Genomic DNA, 13,871 nt, shown 5'->3' with positions numbered 1-13,871 from the left:
ACGCCACTCAGGAACGCGGCGACGCGGTGCTCTCCCGGACGACGAGGGTGGTCGCGAGCTCGACCCGGTGCTGTTCGAGGTGCCCGCCGTCCGCGAGGGCCAGGACCATCCGCGCGGCGGCGGCCCCCATCTGCACGAGCGGCTGCCGTACGGTCGTCATGGGCGGCCCGGTCCACTGGGTGAACGACAGGTCGTCGAACCCGACGACGCTCAGGTCCTCCGGGATGCGCAGCCCGGCCCGCCTGGCGGCCTCGTACACGCCGAGCGCCTGCAGGTCGTTGGCGGCGAAGACGGCGGTCGGGGGATCGGGCAGGCGCAGCAGCTCGGCCCCGTCACGCAGGCCGCCTTCCACGTACAGCGTGCTGACGCGCACGAGCGCGGGGTCCACGGGCACGCCCGCCGCGTCCATCGCGGCGCGGTAGCCGTCGAGCCGCGCCCGGCAGCACGGCCACTGGGTGGGCCCGCTCAGCATCGCGATGCGGCGGTGGCCGAGGTCGAGCAGGTGGCGGGTGGCGGCCATCCCGCCGCTCCAGTTGGTGGCGCCGACCGACGGGGTCTGGTGCAGCGGCTCGCCGGTCGGGTCGAGCACGACCAGGGGGATCGAGCGGGTGGCCAGCTGCGACTGCTGCTGCACGGTGAGCTCGGAGAAGACCGCCACGACCCCGGTGGGACGGCGGGCGAGCACCTGCTCGGTCCACGCCCTGCCCGGGGTCAGCCTGCCCTCCATCTCGGTCAGCACCACGGCCAGCTCGTGCTCCCGCGCGACCTGCTCGACGCCCTGGATGATCTCCAGTGCCCACAGGCTTTCCAATGCGTGGAAGACGAGCTCGAGGATCGCCGCGGGTTCGCTGTCGCGCCGCCGGTAGCCGTGCTCCCGCAGCACCGCCTCCACCCGCTGCCGGGTGGCCAGGGCGACTCCCGCATGACCGTTGAGCACCCGGGACACGGTCGGCGCGGAGACTCCGGCCAGGTGGGCGATCTCGGCCACGGTCAGCCTCTGACGCGGAAGCTCCCCGTCGAGGGCCGGGTCGGTCGAGGTCACGGCGACAGTCTATTTCCCCGGGCTGTTTCCCCGGGCCCTTCGGCCCTACCGCGGACGGCGGCGGGGACGGACCGTGAGAAGCAGGAGCGAAGGTCAGGGGTGACTGTCGTGTTCGTCGATCGTCGGGACGCCGGGCTGCGCCTGGGCGAGCGGTTGCGCGGACTCCCCGGCGCGGAGGACGCGGTCGTCCTCGGGCTGCCGCGAGGGGGCGTGCCGGTCGCGTTCCAGGTCGCCAGGGCCCTCGGCGCCCCTCTGGACGTGATCGTCGTACGCAAGCTGGGCGTGCCGTACCAGCCGGAGCTGGGCTTCGGCGCCATCGGCGAGGGCGGGGTGCGGGTGCTGAACCCCGACGTCCTGCGGCTCGCCAACGTCACCCGCGACGAGATGGCCGAGGTGGAGCGGCGTGAGCGGGCCGAACTGGAGCGCCGGGCACAACGCTTCCGGGGTGATCGCGCGCCCGTGGACCTGGCCGGCCGTACCGTGATCGTGGTGGACGACGGCATCGCGACGGGCGGGACGGCCCGTGCCGCCTGCCAGGTGGCGCGCGCCCACGGAGCCTCCCGGGTGGTGCTCGCGGTGCCGGTCGGCGCCCCTGAGACGATCGCGAGCCTGCGCAGGGACGCCGACGAGGTCGTCTGCCTCGACACGCCCGATCACTTCTACGCGATCGGCGCCTGGTACGACGACTTCAGCCAGACGCGCGACGAGGACGTGATCGAGTACCTGCGGCAGGCGGCGGGCTGATCGGCGACAAGATCAGGGACTCTCGGGCAGCCGCTCCCAGCTGTGCTCGACCCGGGCGTCGGGCCCGGGGTAGTAGCACAGCGTCTCCCGCTCCTCGTCGAGCCATCGCACCAGGTAGGGCGGCGAACCGTCCGTGTGGTAGAGCGCCACGACGATCCCGACGCGGCCCGCCCTGCCCGTGCGAATGCTCTCCACGATCAGGTGGTCGCCGACGAATGCCTTCATCGTCAGCCGCCCACCGGGGTCGCGACCTCGGTCGTGATCGGCGTCCAGCGGTGTGCCAGGCGCGCGGTGAGGGAGGTCATGGTGGTGTACTCAAGGTCCTCCAACGGCAGCCGGTGCGGCTCGAACGGCCCGTGACGGCGCAGGTAGTCCATCACCTCGCCGGCCTGCCGCCGGGCTCCGTCGAACGCCGGGTCGTCGAACATGTCGCGCGGGCCGATCAGCCTGCCGTCCTTGATCTGGAAGCCGAGAGCGACCACCCGCGGCGGGCCGTCGAACCGCGACGGGTGCGCCTGCCCGACGGACACCGGCATCAGCGGCGCGTGGTGCGAGCCGCGCATGCACCCCGCCACCGAGTACGCGAAGGCGAACGGCTCCAGCACTTCGCCCACGGCCGGCAGGCCCGACTGGCAGCGCACGATCAGCACCGGATCGTCCTTGCCGACGTACCGGCCGGCGATCAGCGACAGCCGCTGGGTGCTGGTGGCCGCCGCGGTCGTGCCCAGCGTCTTGGAGCGCACGCCGCGGATGACGTAACGAGACGGGGCGCCGATGTACATGAGCATGTCGTACAGGTCCGCCGGGCAGTCGAAGACGATGCGCCGGTCCTCGCGGAGGTCGTACACCTCGAAGGCGAACCCGGCGTGCATCTTCTCGTCGATCACCAGTCCGGCGGTGTTGGACGGGTCGGCGAACATCTTGTACAGCGGGAGGTTCCACGCGCCCGGCTCGGTCTTGTCCGCCAGGAAGCACAGCACCGGTTCGGACGGCCGCTCCTCGAACTCCAGCTCGGCGTAGCCCGGGCCCATGCCGCGCAGGTTGCCGGAGAAGGCGTCCGACAGCAGGTCCTGGCCGGCGCCGTACAGGCCGAGTTCCTTGGCGAGGTGGGTGGTCGCCTGGAAGGTGTCCCAGGCGAAGGAGTGGATCAGCCCCGCCTCCTGGCCGTAGGTGTGGGTCATGATGAGCGAGATGTCGTCGCCGCAGCTGTCGACGTGGCCGTCGATGAGGAGCCCGGAGGACTTCGCCCGCTCGATCTCCCGCCTGGCCTCGGCCAGCAGCCGGGGATGGGCGGCGGAGTGGCCGACGAACCCCCCTGTGTCGGCCTTGATGACACTCAGCGTGATCATACGGATCACCTCCATTTCCACGTTTATTCGAACTTGGAGGGATAAATAGGGCATTAGGTCACAAAGCAGGGCGGACTTCCGTACGAGGGGGAGGGCCCGCCATGAGAGTCAAAGATCTGATGTCCACGCCGGTGGTCGTCGTGCCGCCGATCACGCCGGTGCGGGACGTCGCGCGGCACATGGACTACTCGGGGGTCGGTTGTGTCGTCGTGTCCGAAGGGCGGGGCGTCGCGGGGGTCGTGACCGACCGGGACCTCGCCCTGCGCGTGCTCGCCCAGGGCGGGGACGGGGACACGCCGGTCGGCCGGGTGATGTCGGAAAACCCCGTGGTGGTGCGGCCGGAGGACGAGATCGAGGCGGCCTTCGACCTGTTCCGCCACCACGCCTTCCGCAGGCTGCCGGTGGCCGACGAGGCAGGTGTGGTCGGCATGCTGACGATCGACGACCTGCTCCTCCAGATGCACCAGCTCACCGCCGACCTGCTCACCCCGGTGGTCAAGGAGATCAGCGAACCGCAGCACCAGAGCGACTAGATGTTCACGACCCTGCGGCGTACGGCGGAGCGCACGCCGCCCGGCCGCGACCGCCACGTCGACCTGCTGCGCGCCGTCGCGATCGCCCTGGTGGTCCTCGGGCACTGGCTGGCCGTCGTGGTGACGTACGGCGATCGCGTCGGCGGCGGCACGGTCCTCGCGTTCGCTCCCTGGGCCCGCCCGCTCACCTGGCTGTTCCAGGTCATGCCGGTGTTCTTCCTGGTGGGCGGCTTCGCCAACGCCGCCTCGTTCGACTCCTACCGGCGCCGCGGCGGCGGCGCGATCGGGTGGTTCCTGGGCCGCACCGACCGGCTGATCCGCCCGACGACGGCGTTCGTCCTCACGCTGAGCGGCGCGGCCCTGCTCGCGGTCCTCCTGGGAACGGACCCCGTCACGGCCGGCCGGGGAGTCTGGCTCGCCTGCCTGCCGCTGTGGTTCCTCGCCGCGTACGTCACGGTCGTCCTGCTCACGCCGGTCCTGCTCGCGCTGCACCGCAGGGCGGGCCTCGCGGTGCCCGTCGTGTTCGCGGTGCCGGTGGCGCTCGGGGACGCGGCCCGGCTGCTCGGCGGCCCGGCCGTGCTCGGCGCCGCCGGCTACCTGCTGGCCTGGGCGGCGGTCTACCAGCTCGGCATCGCCTGGCGGGAGGGGGCGCTGCCCGCCCGTCCCCGGGTCGCGGCGCCCATGGCCGTGGGCGGCCTGGCGGCGCTCGTGCTGCTCACCGTCCCGGGGCCGTACCCCGTGAGCATGGTGGCCGACCCCGGCGACCGCCTGCAGAACACCTCGCCGCCCACGCTCGCGCTGCTCGCCCTGGCGGTCGCGCAGACGGGCGTCGCCCTGCTGCTGCACGAGCGCGGCGGGCGCATGCTGCGCCGTACGCGTCCCTGGACGGCCGTCGTCGCGACCAACTCCGTGATCATGACGGTGTTCCTCTGGCACATGACCGCGGTCGTGATCGCCGTGCCCGCCCTCTACGTCACCGGCCTGCTGTCGCAGCCGCCGCCCGGGTCGGCCGCCTGGCTGCTCCTGCGCGTGCCCTGGCTCGCGTTCCTGACGGCGGCCCTCGTGGTCCTCGTCGCCGTGTTCGGCCGGTTCGAACGGCGCGCGGGTCCCTGCCCGGCGCCCGGCCGGCCCGTCGGCGTGGGCGCCACGGCCGTCACCCTCGTGGGCGCCGGCCTGGTCGTCGCGGGCATCCTCGGCGCGGCGCTCACCGGCTCGGACGGGCTGCCCGCGCCGATGCTCCCGGTCTACCTCGCCGGAGCCGCGCTGCTGCGGACCGCGCGAGTGCCGCGGGCCATGCAGGCCTCACCAGCAGGGTAGGGCGACTTGTCCGGATAAATCCGTGTCAAGTGACCTTGGTTGGGCAGCAGTGGGGGCGTGTCCGACAGCGGTCTTTCCCCAGGAAGCGGCATCTCCAGCGTGTTCCCCTCGCTCCCCGGTCAGAGCGAGACGACGCCGGAGCCGGCCGGCTCTCCGGCGGCCCCCGACCGGTCCCGGGACGGCGTGAACCCACAGGACCACGACCACGACATGCCCCTCGACCGGCCGTTCGGCCTGCCGGGACGCCCGCTGCGTGGCAACCCGTTCATGTTCGGCCTGATCGGCGCCCTGGGCGTGCTGACCGCCTGGCTCCTGGTCCAGGCGATCGCCAGCGCGGGCTCGGCGATCGTGCTGATCGTGGTCTCCCTGTTCCTGGCCATCGGCCTCAATCCCGCGGTCGAGGCGCTCCAGCGGCGCAACCTGTCCCGCCGCCTCGCGATCACGATCGTGTTCGGGTCGGTCATCGCGTTCTTCGTGGTCTTCGGGCTCGCGGTCGTGCCGCCGCTCACCGAGCAGACCACCGGGTTCGTCCGGCAACTGCCCGACTACGTGCAGCAACTCCAGAACCATCCGGTGATCCGCTCGGTGGACGAGCGCTACCAGATCCTCGACAAGATCCAGCAGTACGTCGCGGGCGGCGGGCTCGCCACCCAGATGTTCGGCGGTCTCCTCGGCGTGGCGAGCATCGTGATCAGCGCGTTGTTCAGCGGCTTCACCGTGCTCGTGCTCACGCTCTACTTCCTCGGGTCGCTCAACTCCATCAAGGAGACGGCCTACCGGTTCGTGCCCCGCTCACGCCGTACGCGGGTCCGCCTGCTCGGGGACGAGATCATCAACCAGATCGGCGGCTACGTCGCGGGCAACCTGATCATCTCGCTGATCGCCGGAGTGGTGACCTTCCTGTTCCTGTCCATGATGAAGGTGCCGTACGCGCTCGCGCTGGCCATCTTCGTCGCGGTCACCGACCTGATCCCGCTGGTGGGCGCGGTCATCGGCGCGGTCGTGGCCTCGGGCGTGGGCTTCCTCTCCTCGGTGCAGGCCGGCATCGCCTGCGTGGTCTTCTTCGTCGTCTACCAGCAGGTCGAGAACTACTGGATCTCCCCGAAGGTGTTCAAGTCGTCGGTCGACGTACCGCCCGTGGCGACCATCGTCGGGGCGCTCCTCGGCGGGGCGCTGCTCGGGATCGTCGGGGCCCTGCTAGGCATCCCGCTGGCGGCGGCCCTGCTCCTCCTGGCCCGCGAGGTGGTGCTGCCCCGGCAGGACCGGCTGTAGCGCTTTTCCCGGACAGCGCGCCCGTGTGAAGCTCGGATCATGCGACTGCCGTACCGGATCGCGGGGCTGTGGGTGCGCGTGGTGCTGCTCGTCGTGCTGCTGTGGGGCGCTCTGGTGACCGTGCTCAGCCTGACGCCGCGCGAGCGCACCCTCGCGGACTTCCACGCTGCGCTGCGGGCCGGGCAGGTCACGTATGTGATCTACCGGGGGGATCCGGTGGACCTGCGCTGGTCGACGGGCCCCCTGTTCTGGTACCACGCCGACCAGTCCGAGGCCCATACCCGCAGTCACCTCTTTCGCGATCTCGATGCCGCCGTTCCCCGCCCGGAGGCCGTGCCGGCTCAGTCCCGCCAGGGATTCTTCTCGGGCTGGCCGTTCCGTGTGCCGGTCCGCGGCGCGGCCTGGCCCGTCGGCGTCGCCTGGGTCGCCGCGCTCCTCGTCATGCTCGGCATAGAACGGCCCAGGCTGGGGAACAGATGGGCCTGGTTCTGGCTGTTCACCGTCGGCGAGGTGGGCGCGATGCTGTTCCTTCTCCTCGAACCCCGATCCCTATGGCATGGAGTGGAGCCGCAGGAACCGGTTCCCAACCCTCTGAGCGGAGGTCGCGGCTGCGCTCTGGCTGTCTGTCTCAGCGTGGTCATTCCCGTCCTTGTCGCGGTCGGGCTCTCTTACGTGTTCCACGCCCTGCTCGATCTCCTGCCGCGCCTGTAGCTCCAACAAATCGCCTGGTCAGGTTGCTCAAGGTGAGTCGGCTGGGAGAAAATTCATACAGGTTTTCGAATCAAGCGACGAGGAGGTGCGATGGATCTGTTCGACCTCGATCCTGAGCGCCTCCATCGTTCGAATAATGCGGACGGCGGCTGGTGGGATCGGCTGACTGCCGATTCTCCTTTGTGGTCGTCCGACGGCTCGGCAGCCCGCGACGAGGCAGCCCGCGACCAAAAAGTGGAGGATGACGCCCCCACTAACCGCGGGACCGCCGATGGTAGGGGCCGGTCGTCGTGGGTGCTGGTGGGGTCGTTGCGTGAGTCGGCGCAGTCGTTGGCGCTGGCGCCGGTTCCGGACGATGTGGACATCTGCCTAGCCGAGGCCGAGGACCTGTTGTTCGCCCGGGATCGGATCACCTCGGCGTTGGCTGATCGGGTGGGGCGGGTGCATCGGGCGGGGCAGGCCAAGCGGCATGGGCATGCCTCCACCCGTAGCTGGCTGCGCACCACCGGCGGGATGACGGTCGCGGGTGCGGGCCGGCTGCTGACCTTGGGCGTCGAGTTGGCGCGTCTGCCGCGGGTGCGGGAGATGTTCGCCGCGGGTGGGTTGGCGGCGGGGGTGGCCGAGGCCATCTGTGCTGCGGTTTGCGGTCTGTCGGATGAGCAGGCCGGCTTGGCCGAGCCGATCCTGGTGGAGCTGGCGGGCAGGGCGGGGGCGGCGGAGGTGGCCAAGGCGGGCCGTTATCTGCGGGCGGTGCTGGACCCCGATGGTGAGGACCGCGATGAGCGGGCCGACTACGGGCGGCGGTTCCTTCGGGTCCGCCCGGGCAAGGGCGGCGGCCTGGAGGGGGAGTTCTATCTGCCGCGTGAGCACGCCGCGCGGTTGCAGGCGTTGCTGGACGCTTATGCCAGGCCCAAGGCCGAGGGTGATGACCGGCCGCTGCGGGTGCGTCAGGCGGATGCGTTCATGGCGTTGCTGGAGGAGAAGATCGCCGCCGAGCTCCTGGTCCTGGTCAACGCCGAATCCCTCCCCACCGACCCCACCCCCGACACCGACACCGCCCCCGAGCACGCTGGAAGTGCCGGCCACCCCGCCAGCGCCGACCACCCCGAGACCTCTGAGACCTCTGAAGAGCCCGGGCCCCGCGACGTGCGGTCCGGCGATGACGTGACCGGACGCGCGCAGGCGAAGAGCAGCCAGCGCAGCGAGTCGCAGCAAGAGCCACAGCACAGCGCGCCACAGCAGGGCGAGTCACAGCAGGGCGAGTCACAGCAGGGCGAGTCACAGCAGAGCAGCTCGTCGAAGCGGCGGGAGTCTCAGCAGAGCGCGCTACAGCAGAGGGAGTCACAGGGAAGCACGTCGCAGCGGCAGGAGTCGCATTCGTGGGAGTCGCGGTGGAGCGAGTGGCGATCGCCTGATCCTCCCGGAGATACCTCCGACTCTCCCACCCACGCCGGGCCTCGGCCTGCGGGGGAGGTCCGGCATGGGCCGGGAGGCACGGAGACGCGGTCCGGCCTGTCCGGACCAGAGCCGGAGAGGCCGACGGGATCAGAGCCGGAGGCGTCACCGGGAGCAGAGCCGGGGACGCCGCCGGGACCAGGACCGGGAGCGTCGGCCGGAGGGCTGTCGGGGGCGCGGCTGGGCACGGTGTTGGGTCCACTGCTGGGTCCACTGCTGGGGACGGCGCCGGGGTTGTTGCTGGCGACCGGGCAGGTGCTGCCCGTCTCCGGCGTGCACCGGCTGGCCCGCACCTCCACCCTCGTGCGCCTGGTGATGGATGCCGAGGGGCAGGTGCTGGACATGGGCCGCAAGGTCCGCCTGGCGACCCCGGCCCAGCGGCGGGCGATCTTCGCCCGCTACGCCACCTGCTGGATCGACGGCTGCCCCCTGCCCGCCACCAGATGCCAGATCGACCACGCCGACAACTGGAGCACCGGCGGCCTGACCGACCTCAAACTCCTCGGCCCCGCCTGCCAGTTCCACAACCGCGACCGCTACCAAAACCCCGACCACTACACCCGCCGCAAGATCGGCACAGACCGCTGGGCCTTCACCTACCACCCGGCCCGGACCAGGCGACTGCAGGTATAGCGCCCCGCGAGCGGTGAGCGTGACGCCGATCCCCGCACACGTCCCTGCACACGCTGAGGCTCTGCACATCCGAGCGGGGTGCCGTACGGATGCGCAGAGCCGGCGGGCTGCGAAGTGCGCGAGCTGTGCCCGTGCTGTGCCAGTGCTGTGCGCGTGACTAGCGGGCCTCGACGGTGAACGTCGTGGTGAGGACCCGGCCCTGTGCGTCGCGGAACTGTCCCCACAGGCGGTACAGGCCGGGGCGGGGGAACCGGGCGTGCAGGCCGAGTTCGGGCCCGAATGTCTGACCCGGGAGGGCGAAGACGGGGCGGCCCTGGTCGTCCTCGGCCTCCGCGTGCTCGTGGGCGAATCCGTCGCCGTCGAGCGGCATGATCACCACGTGCCCGGCGGCGGCCAGGTAGGGGCGCAGGCCGGAGACGGGCCTGCCGGTCGAGGCGTCCGCGAAGCGGAAGGTGAGGTCGCTCCTGCCGCCCGCTTCGGCCTCGCCGTCGAGGGTGACCCGGAGGCCGCCGACGACCTGCTCGCGGGGGGACGGCGTCGTCGTTTCGGAGGTGACGAAAGCCTCCGGGCGGCCGATCGTGATCTCCTGGTGGTCGAGCACGTCGGTCATCTCCCCGCGCCGCCGGAACTCGGCGTTGACGAGGTAGCGGCCGGCGGTGGGGAAGGTCAGCCGGACGGAGAACTCGCCGGGCCGGCCCGTGGGCTCGGGGTGGACGTGGGAGAAGGTGCCCAGGTCCGAGCGGGTGGTGATGAAGTGCATCCACGCCTCGTGGCTGCGTACGACGTCGTCGACGGGACGGCGGGTCGCGGGATCGGTCAGCTGGATGCGGACGGTGGCGGGGACGCCGGGAGTGACGTCCCAGGGGACCCGGATGTCCATCCGGACGCCGGCGTCCTCGGCGGGAACGGGTTCGGTCTCGGCCGTCATCATCACGCTCATGGCGGGCCGCATGGGCATGCCGGTGTCCTGCGCCCAGGCGAGCACGCCGTTCATCCCGCGCTGCGCCGCCTCCGTACGGCTGAGCGCGGTGAACCCGGCGCCCACGGCCAGCGCGAGGCAGGCGATGCCGGCGAGATAGCCCCAGTCGGCGAGCCGGGACACGGCGGAGCCGGGCCGGAAGCGGCGCAGGCGCAGCGCGTTGGTGACGACGCTGACCGAGCTCATCGCCATGGCGGCGGCGGCGAGGGACGGGTCGAGGAGCACGCCGTTGAAGGGATACAGCACACCGGCGGCGACCGGGATCAACAGCACGTTGTACACGAACGCCCAGGCCAGTCCCTGCTTGATGGTGGTGACGGTGCGCCGGGACAGGTCGATGGCCGAGACGATGCCGCGCAGGTCGCCGCCCACGAGGGTGATGTCGGAGGCCGCGATGGCGACGTCGGTCCCGGTGCCGATGGCGATGCCGAGGTCGGCCGTCGCCAGCGCGGGGGCGTCGTTGATCCCGTCGCCGACCATGGCGACGACCGCGCCGTTCTCGCGCAGGGCGGCCACGCGGGCCGCCTTGTCCTCGGGCCGTACGTCGGCGATCACGTGGTCGATGCCGACCTGCCGGGCGACGACGTCGGCGGTGACCCGGTTGTCGCCGGTCAGCATCCACACCTCCAGGCCGAGCGCGCGCAGCCGGTCGACCGCCTCGCGCGACTCGGGCCGGATCGTGTCGGCCACTGCGATCAGTCCGGCGAGGCGGCCGTCGAGGGCGACGTACATGGGGGTCGCTCCCTCGGCCGCCGCAGTGGCGGCCATCTGCTCCAGCTCGCCGACGCCCACGTCGTGGCGGCGCATGAGCGCGGCGTTGCCGATGAGCACGGCCCGGCCGGCCACCCGGGCCTCGATGCCGTGACCGGGTACGGCGTCGAATCCCTCCATCTCGGGCAGGCGGAGCCCGCGGTCCCGGGCGCGCGTCACGATCGCCTCACCGAGGGGGTGCTCGGAGCCCGTCTCGGCCGCCGCGGCGTACGCGAGAAGCTCGTCGGCGTCCCCACCCGCGACGGCGGCGAGGTGGGTCACATCGGGACGGCCCCGGGTGATCGTGCCGGTCTTGTCCAGGACGACCGTGGTGAGGCGGCGGGCCTGTTCGAGCGCGTCGCCACCGGAGATGAGGATGCCCAGTTCGGCCGCCTTCCCGGTGCCCACCATGATCGCCGTGGGAGTGGCCAGGCCGAGCGCGCACGGGCAGGCGATGATCAGTACGGCGATGGCGGTGCCGATGCCGAAGGTGAGCCTTCCCTGGTCGGGGCCGAAGACCGCCCAGACGGCGAAGGTGAGCACGGCGATGCCGATGACGGCGGGCACGAACCACCCGGACACCGTGTCGGCCAGGCGCTGCAACGGCGCCTTCGACCCCTGCGCCCGCTCGACCAGCCGCACGATCTGCGCCAGCGTCGTGTCCTGTCCGACGGCGGTGGCCCGCATCACGACCGAGCCGGTCCGGTTGATCGTGGAGCCGATCAGCGGGTCGCCCTCGCCCCTGCGCGCCGGCATGCTCTCGCCGGTGATCATGCTCTCGTCCACGGTGGAGACGCCGGCGGTGACGACGCCGTCGACGGGGATCTTCTCGCCCGGGCGGATCCGGACGAGTTCACCGACGACGACGTCCTCGACCGGGACCTCGATCTCGGCGTCCCCGCGCAGGACGCGGGCCGTCTTCGGCCGCAGCCCGAGCAGCTCCTTGATGGCCGAGGTCGTCCGCTTCTTGGCCCTCGCCTCCATCCACCGGCCCATGAGGACGAGCGCGATGACGACGACGGAGATCTCGAAGTAGACGTGCAGCGGCAGCCCCAGCCGCTCCGCCGCGGCCGGCCACAGCGTGACGAAGGCGCTGTAGCCGTACGCCACCGTCGTGCCCAGGGCGACGAGTGTGTGCATGTTGACCGCGCCGTGCCGGCCGGCCGCCCAGGCGGCGCGGTAGAAGGGCCGGCCCGCCCAGAACTGCGCGACCGTCGCGACGACCAGCAGCAGCGGCATCAGCCAGTCCATCGCGTCGATGGGCAGCGGCAGATACATCAGCACCATCATCGACAGCCCGGCGGCGAGGGTGGCCTGCCAGGTGCGCTTCAGCCGGACGACATCCCCGTCCTGCTCGCCGTCCGGCTCCGGCTCAGGTTCTGGTCCCGGCTCCGGCACGGTGGTCTGGGCGGTGTACCCGGCGCGTACGACCGACTCGGCGAGCATCTCGACGGTGACGCGGGCGGGATCGTAGGTGACGGTGGCGACCTCGGTGGCGAGGTTCACCTCGGCCGCCTCCACCCCGTCGACACGGGTGAGGGCCTTCTCCACCCTGCGGACGCAGGACGCGCAGGTCATGCCGCCGATGTCCAGCGCCCGCACGGTCGTCATGGCCGTCATCGCTCCACCTCCTGGTTGAATGCTTCGAGGCGACGATCCCGCCCGGCGCTTTCCCCCCGCTGCCCGTCTCCTGTCGGTCCCTGTCCGCCCTGTCGGGCTCGGGACAGGGGCCGGACAGCGCCGCCCGGCATGGTCTTCTCATCCGGGCCGTACGGAGCGGCCCGCGACGCGAAGGAACGAACGATGAACCAGCTCGTGCTGTCCGTGCCGGCCATCAGCTGCGGCCACTGCGTCAAGGCGATCGCGGAGTCCGTCGGCGAGGTGCCCGGCGTCGGCTCGGTGGCCGTCGACTTCACCGCCAAGACTGTCGTGGTCACCGGCTCCGCCGCCCGCGACGCCGTCTGCGCGGCCATCGCCGAGGCCGGCTACGAGGTGGCGGCGTGACCGGCCACACCGACTACGACACGTTGGTCGTCGGTGGCGGGCAGGCCGGGCTGGCGTTGGGATACCACCTGCGCCGCGCGGGTGAGCGGTTCGCCATCCTCGACGCGCACGAACGGGTCGGAGACGCATGGCGCCACCGGTGGGACTCGCTCACGCTGTTCACGCCCCGCCGGTACGACGGGCTGCCGGGCCTGCCGTTCCCGGGAGACCCGGACGGCCACCCGGACAAGGACGAGGTGGCCGGTTACCTGGAGGCGTACGCGGAGCGGTTCGCCCTCCCCGTGCACCTCGGCCGTCACGTCACGGCCGTACGGCCCGAGGGGGAGCGGTTCCTGGTCGAGACCTCGGCAGGGGCCTACACCGCAGCGCGGGTCGTGGTCGCGGCGGGGGCGTTCCACACGCCGCGGACGCCCGCCTTCGCGTCGGGCCTCGACCCCAGCGTCCCTCAGCTGCACAGCACCGGGTATCGCCGTCCGGAGCAGCTCCCCATGGGCGAGATCCTGGTCGTCGGCGCGGGCAACACCGGTGTGCAGATCGCCGAGGAGCTCGCCGGCAGCGGACGGCGGGTCCGGCTGTCGGTCTCGTCGATGGGCCGGGTGCTGCCGCAGCGCGTGCTGGGCCGTGACCTGTTCTGGTGGTTCTCCCACCTGGGCTTCATGGGCATCCGCGGTGACAGCCGGATCGGGCGCCGCGTCGGAAACCGGGAGCTGATCATCGGGACCGACGTGAAGCGGCTGCTGCGGCGGGTGGAGCGGGTGGACCGCGCCGTGGACGCCGAAGGGCGGGACGTCGTCCTCGCGGACGGCCGCCGCGTGCGCCCCGACGGAGTCGTCTGGGCCACCGGTTTCCGTGCGCACTACCCCTGGCTGCACGTGCCGGTGCTGGACGAGCAGGGGGCGCCGGTGCATCGCGAGGGCGTGACGGCCTGGCCGGGGCTGTACTTCCTCGGTCTGCCCTGGCAGCGGACCCGCGGCTCGTCCGTGCTGGGGTGGGTGGGGCGCGACGCGCGCGTCCTGGCCGAGCGGCTGACCGCCGCCGCAAATAATCCCGGCAAATCACTCATTGCCCCTTAATATTGGGCA

12 protein-coding genes are annotated in these 13,871 nt (G+C 71.9%); 8 read left to right on the top strand and 4 right to left on the bottom strand.

What is annotated here, in order from left to right; translation table 11 throughout:
• Positions 1 to 7: 7 nt before the first annotated feature.
• A complete protein-coding gene (locus tag ACWEQG_RS11920) occupies positions 8 to 1,042 on the bottom strand; it encodes a LacI family DNA-binding transcriptional regulator (protein WP_452283982.1) in 1,035 nt (344 codons plus the stop codon).
• Positions 1,043 to 1,150: 108 nt separating this feature from the next.
• Here ACWEQG_RS11920 and ACWEQG_RS11915 point away from each other — a divergent pair, with 108 nt between their 5' ends.
• Positions 1,151 to 1,786 carry a phosphoribosyltransferase gene (locus ACWEQG_RS11915; protein ID WP_452283980.1) on the top strand — a complete coding sequence of 212 codons (636 nt, stop codon included), beginning with the start codon at positions 1,151 to 1,153 and terminating at the stop codon, positions 1,784 to 1,786.
• A 12-nt stretch (positions 1,787 to 1,798) separates the two neighbouring features.
• Here ACWEQG_RS11915 and ACWEQG_RS11910 read toward each other — a convergent pair whose 3' ends face one another.
• Both ACWEQG_RS11910 and fbp read right to left on the bottom strand, forming a co-directional pair.
• Positions 1,799 to 2,011 carry a DUF1918 domain-containing protein gene (locus ACWEQG_RS11910; RefSeq protein WP_363462627.1) on the bottom strand — a complete coding sequence of 71 codons (213 nt, stop codon included), beginning with the start codon at positions 2,009 to 2,011 and terminating at the stop codon, positions 1,799 to 1,801.
• A gap of 2 nt (positions 2,012 to 2,013) precedes the next feature.
• Positions 2,014 to 3,135, bottom strand: a complete 1,122-nt coding sequence (fbp, locus tag ACWEQG_RS11905) for a fructose-1,6-bisphosphate aldolase/phosphatase (protein WP_452283978.1) — start codon at positions 3,133 to 3,135, stop codon at positions 2,014 to 2,016.
• Positions 3,136 to 3,236: 101 nt separating this feature from the next.
• Between fbp and ACWEQG_RS11900 the strand changes: the two genes are divergently transcribed.
• From ACWEQG_RS11900 to ACWEQG_RS11880, 5 genes are all read left to right on the top strand, one after another.
• Positions 3,237 to 3,668, top strand: a complete 432-nt coding sequence (locus ACWEQG_RS11900; RefSeq protein ID WP_452283976.1) for a CBS domain-containing protein — start codon at positions 3,237 to 3,239, stop codon at positions 3,666 to 3,668.
• Positions 3,669 to 4,985 (top strand): acyltransferase family protein, encoded by a 1,317-nt coding sequence (locus tag ACWEQG_RS11895; protein ID WP_452283974.1) that lies wholly within the window; start codon positions 3,669 to 3,671, stop codon positions 4,983 to 4,985.
• Between the two features lie 99 nt (positions 4,986 to 5,084).
• Complete coding sequence (locus tag ACWEQG_RS11890) at positions 5,085 to 6,257, top strand: AI-2E family transporter (protein WP_452283972.1); 1,173 nt, start codon at positions 5,085 to 5,087, stop codon at positions 6,255 to 6,257.
• A gap of 39 nt (positions 6,258 to 6,296) precedes the next feature.
• A complete protein-coding gene (locus ACWEQG_RS11885; RefSeq protein ID WP_452283970.1) occupies positions 6,297 to 6,968 on the top strand; it encodes a hypothetical protein in 672 nt (223 codons plus the stop codon).
• 309 nt (positions 6,969 to 7,277) lie between these two features.
• Positions 7,278 to 9,056 carry a DUF222 domain-containing protein gene (locus ACWEQG_RS11880; protein WP_452283968.1) on the top strand — a complete coding sequence of 593 codons (1,779 nt, stop codon included), beginning with the start codon at positions 7,278 to 7,280 and terminating at the stop codon, positions 9,054 to 9,056.
• A gap of 157 nt (positions 9,057 to 9,213) precedes the next feature.
• Here the strand turns inward: ACWEQG_RS11880 and ACWEQG_RS11875 are convergent, their stop codons facing one another.
• Positions 9,214 to 12,405, bottom strand: coding sequence for a heavy metal translocating P-type ATPase (locus tag ACWEQG_RS11875; RefSeq protein ID WP_452283966.1), 3,192 nt, complete (start codon positions 12,403 to 12,405; stop codon positions 9,214 to 9,216).
• A 183-nt stretch (positions 12,406 to 12,588) separates the two neighbouring features.
• On the opposite strand from ACWEQG_RS11875, the gene ACWEQG_RS11870 reads away from it, so the two are divergent.
• Together ACWEQG_RS11870 and ACWEQG_RS11865 are read left to right on the top strand one after the other, a co-directional pair.
• Positions 12,589 to 12,789 carry a heavy-metal-associated domain-containing protein gene (locus ACWEQG_RS11870; protein WP_363470110.1) on the top strand — a complete coding sequence of 67 codons (201 nt, stop codon included), beginning with the start codon at positions 12,589 to 12,591 and terminating at the stop codon, positions 12,787 to 12,789.
• A complete protein-coding gene (locus ACWEQG_RS11865) occupies positions 12,786 to 13,862 on the top strand; it encodes a flavin-containing monooxygenase (protein ID WP_452283964.1) in 1,077 nt (358 codons plus the stop codon). The genes ACWEQG_RS11870 and ACWEQG_RS11865 overlap by 4 nt, the downstream gene beginning before the upstream one ends.
• Positions 13,863 to 13,871 lie beyond the last annotated feature (9 nt).

The sequence above is a fragment of the Microbispora sp. NPDC004025 genome (genome assembly GCF_053604425.1).
The sequence above is the reverse complement of the archived record's forward strand: the minus strand, read 5'-3'. Positions and strand labels throughout refer to the sequence as shown.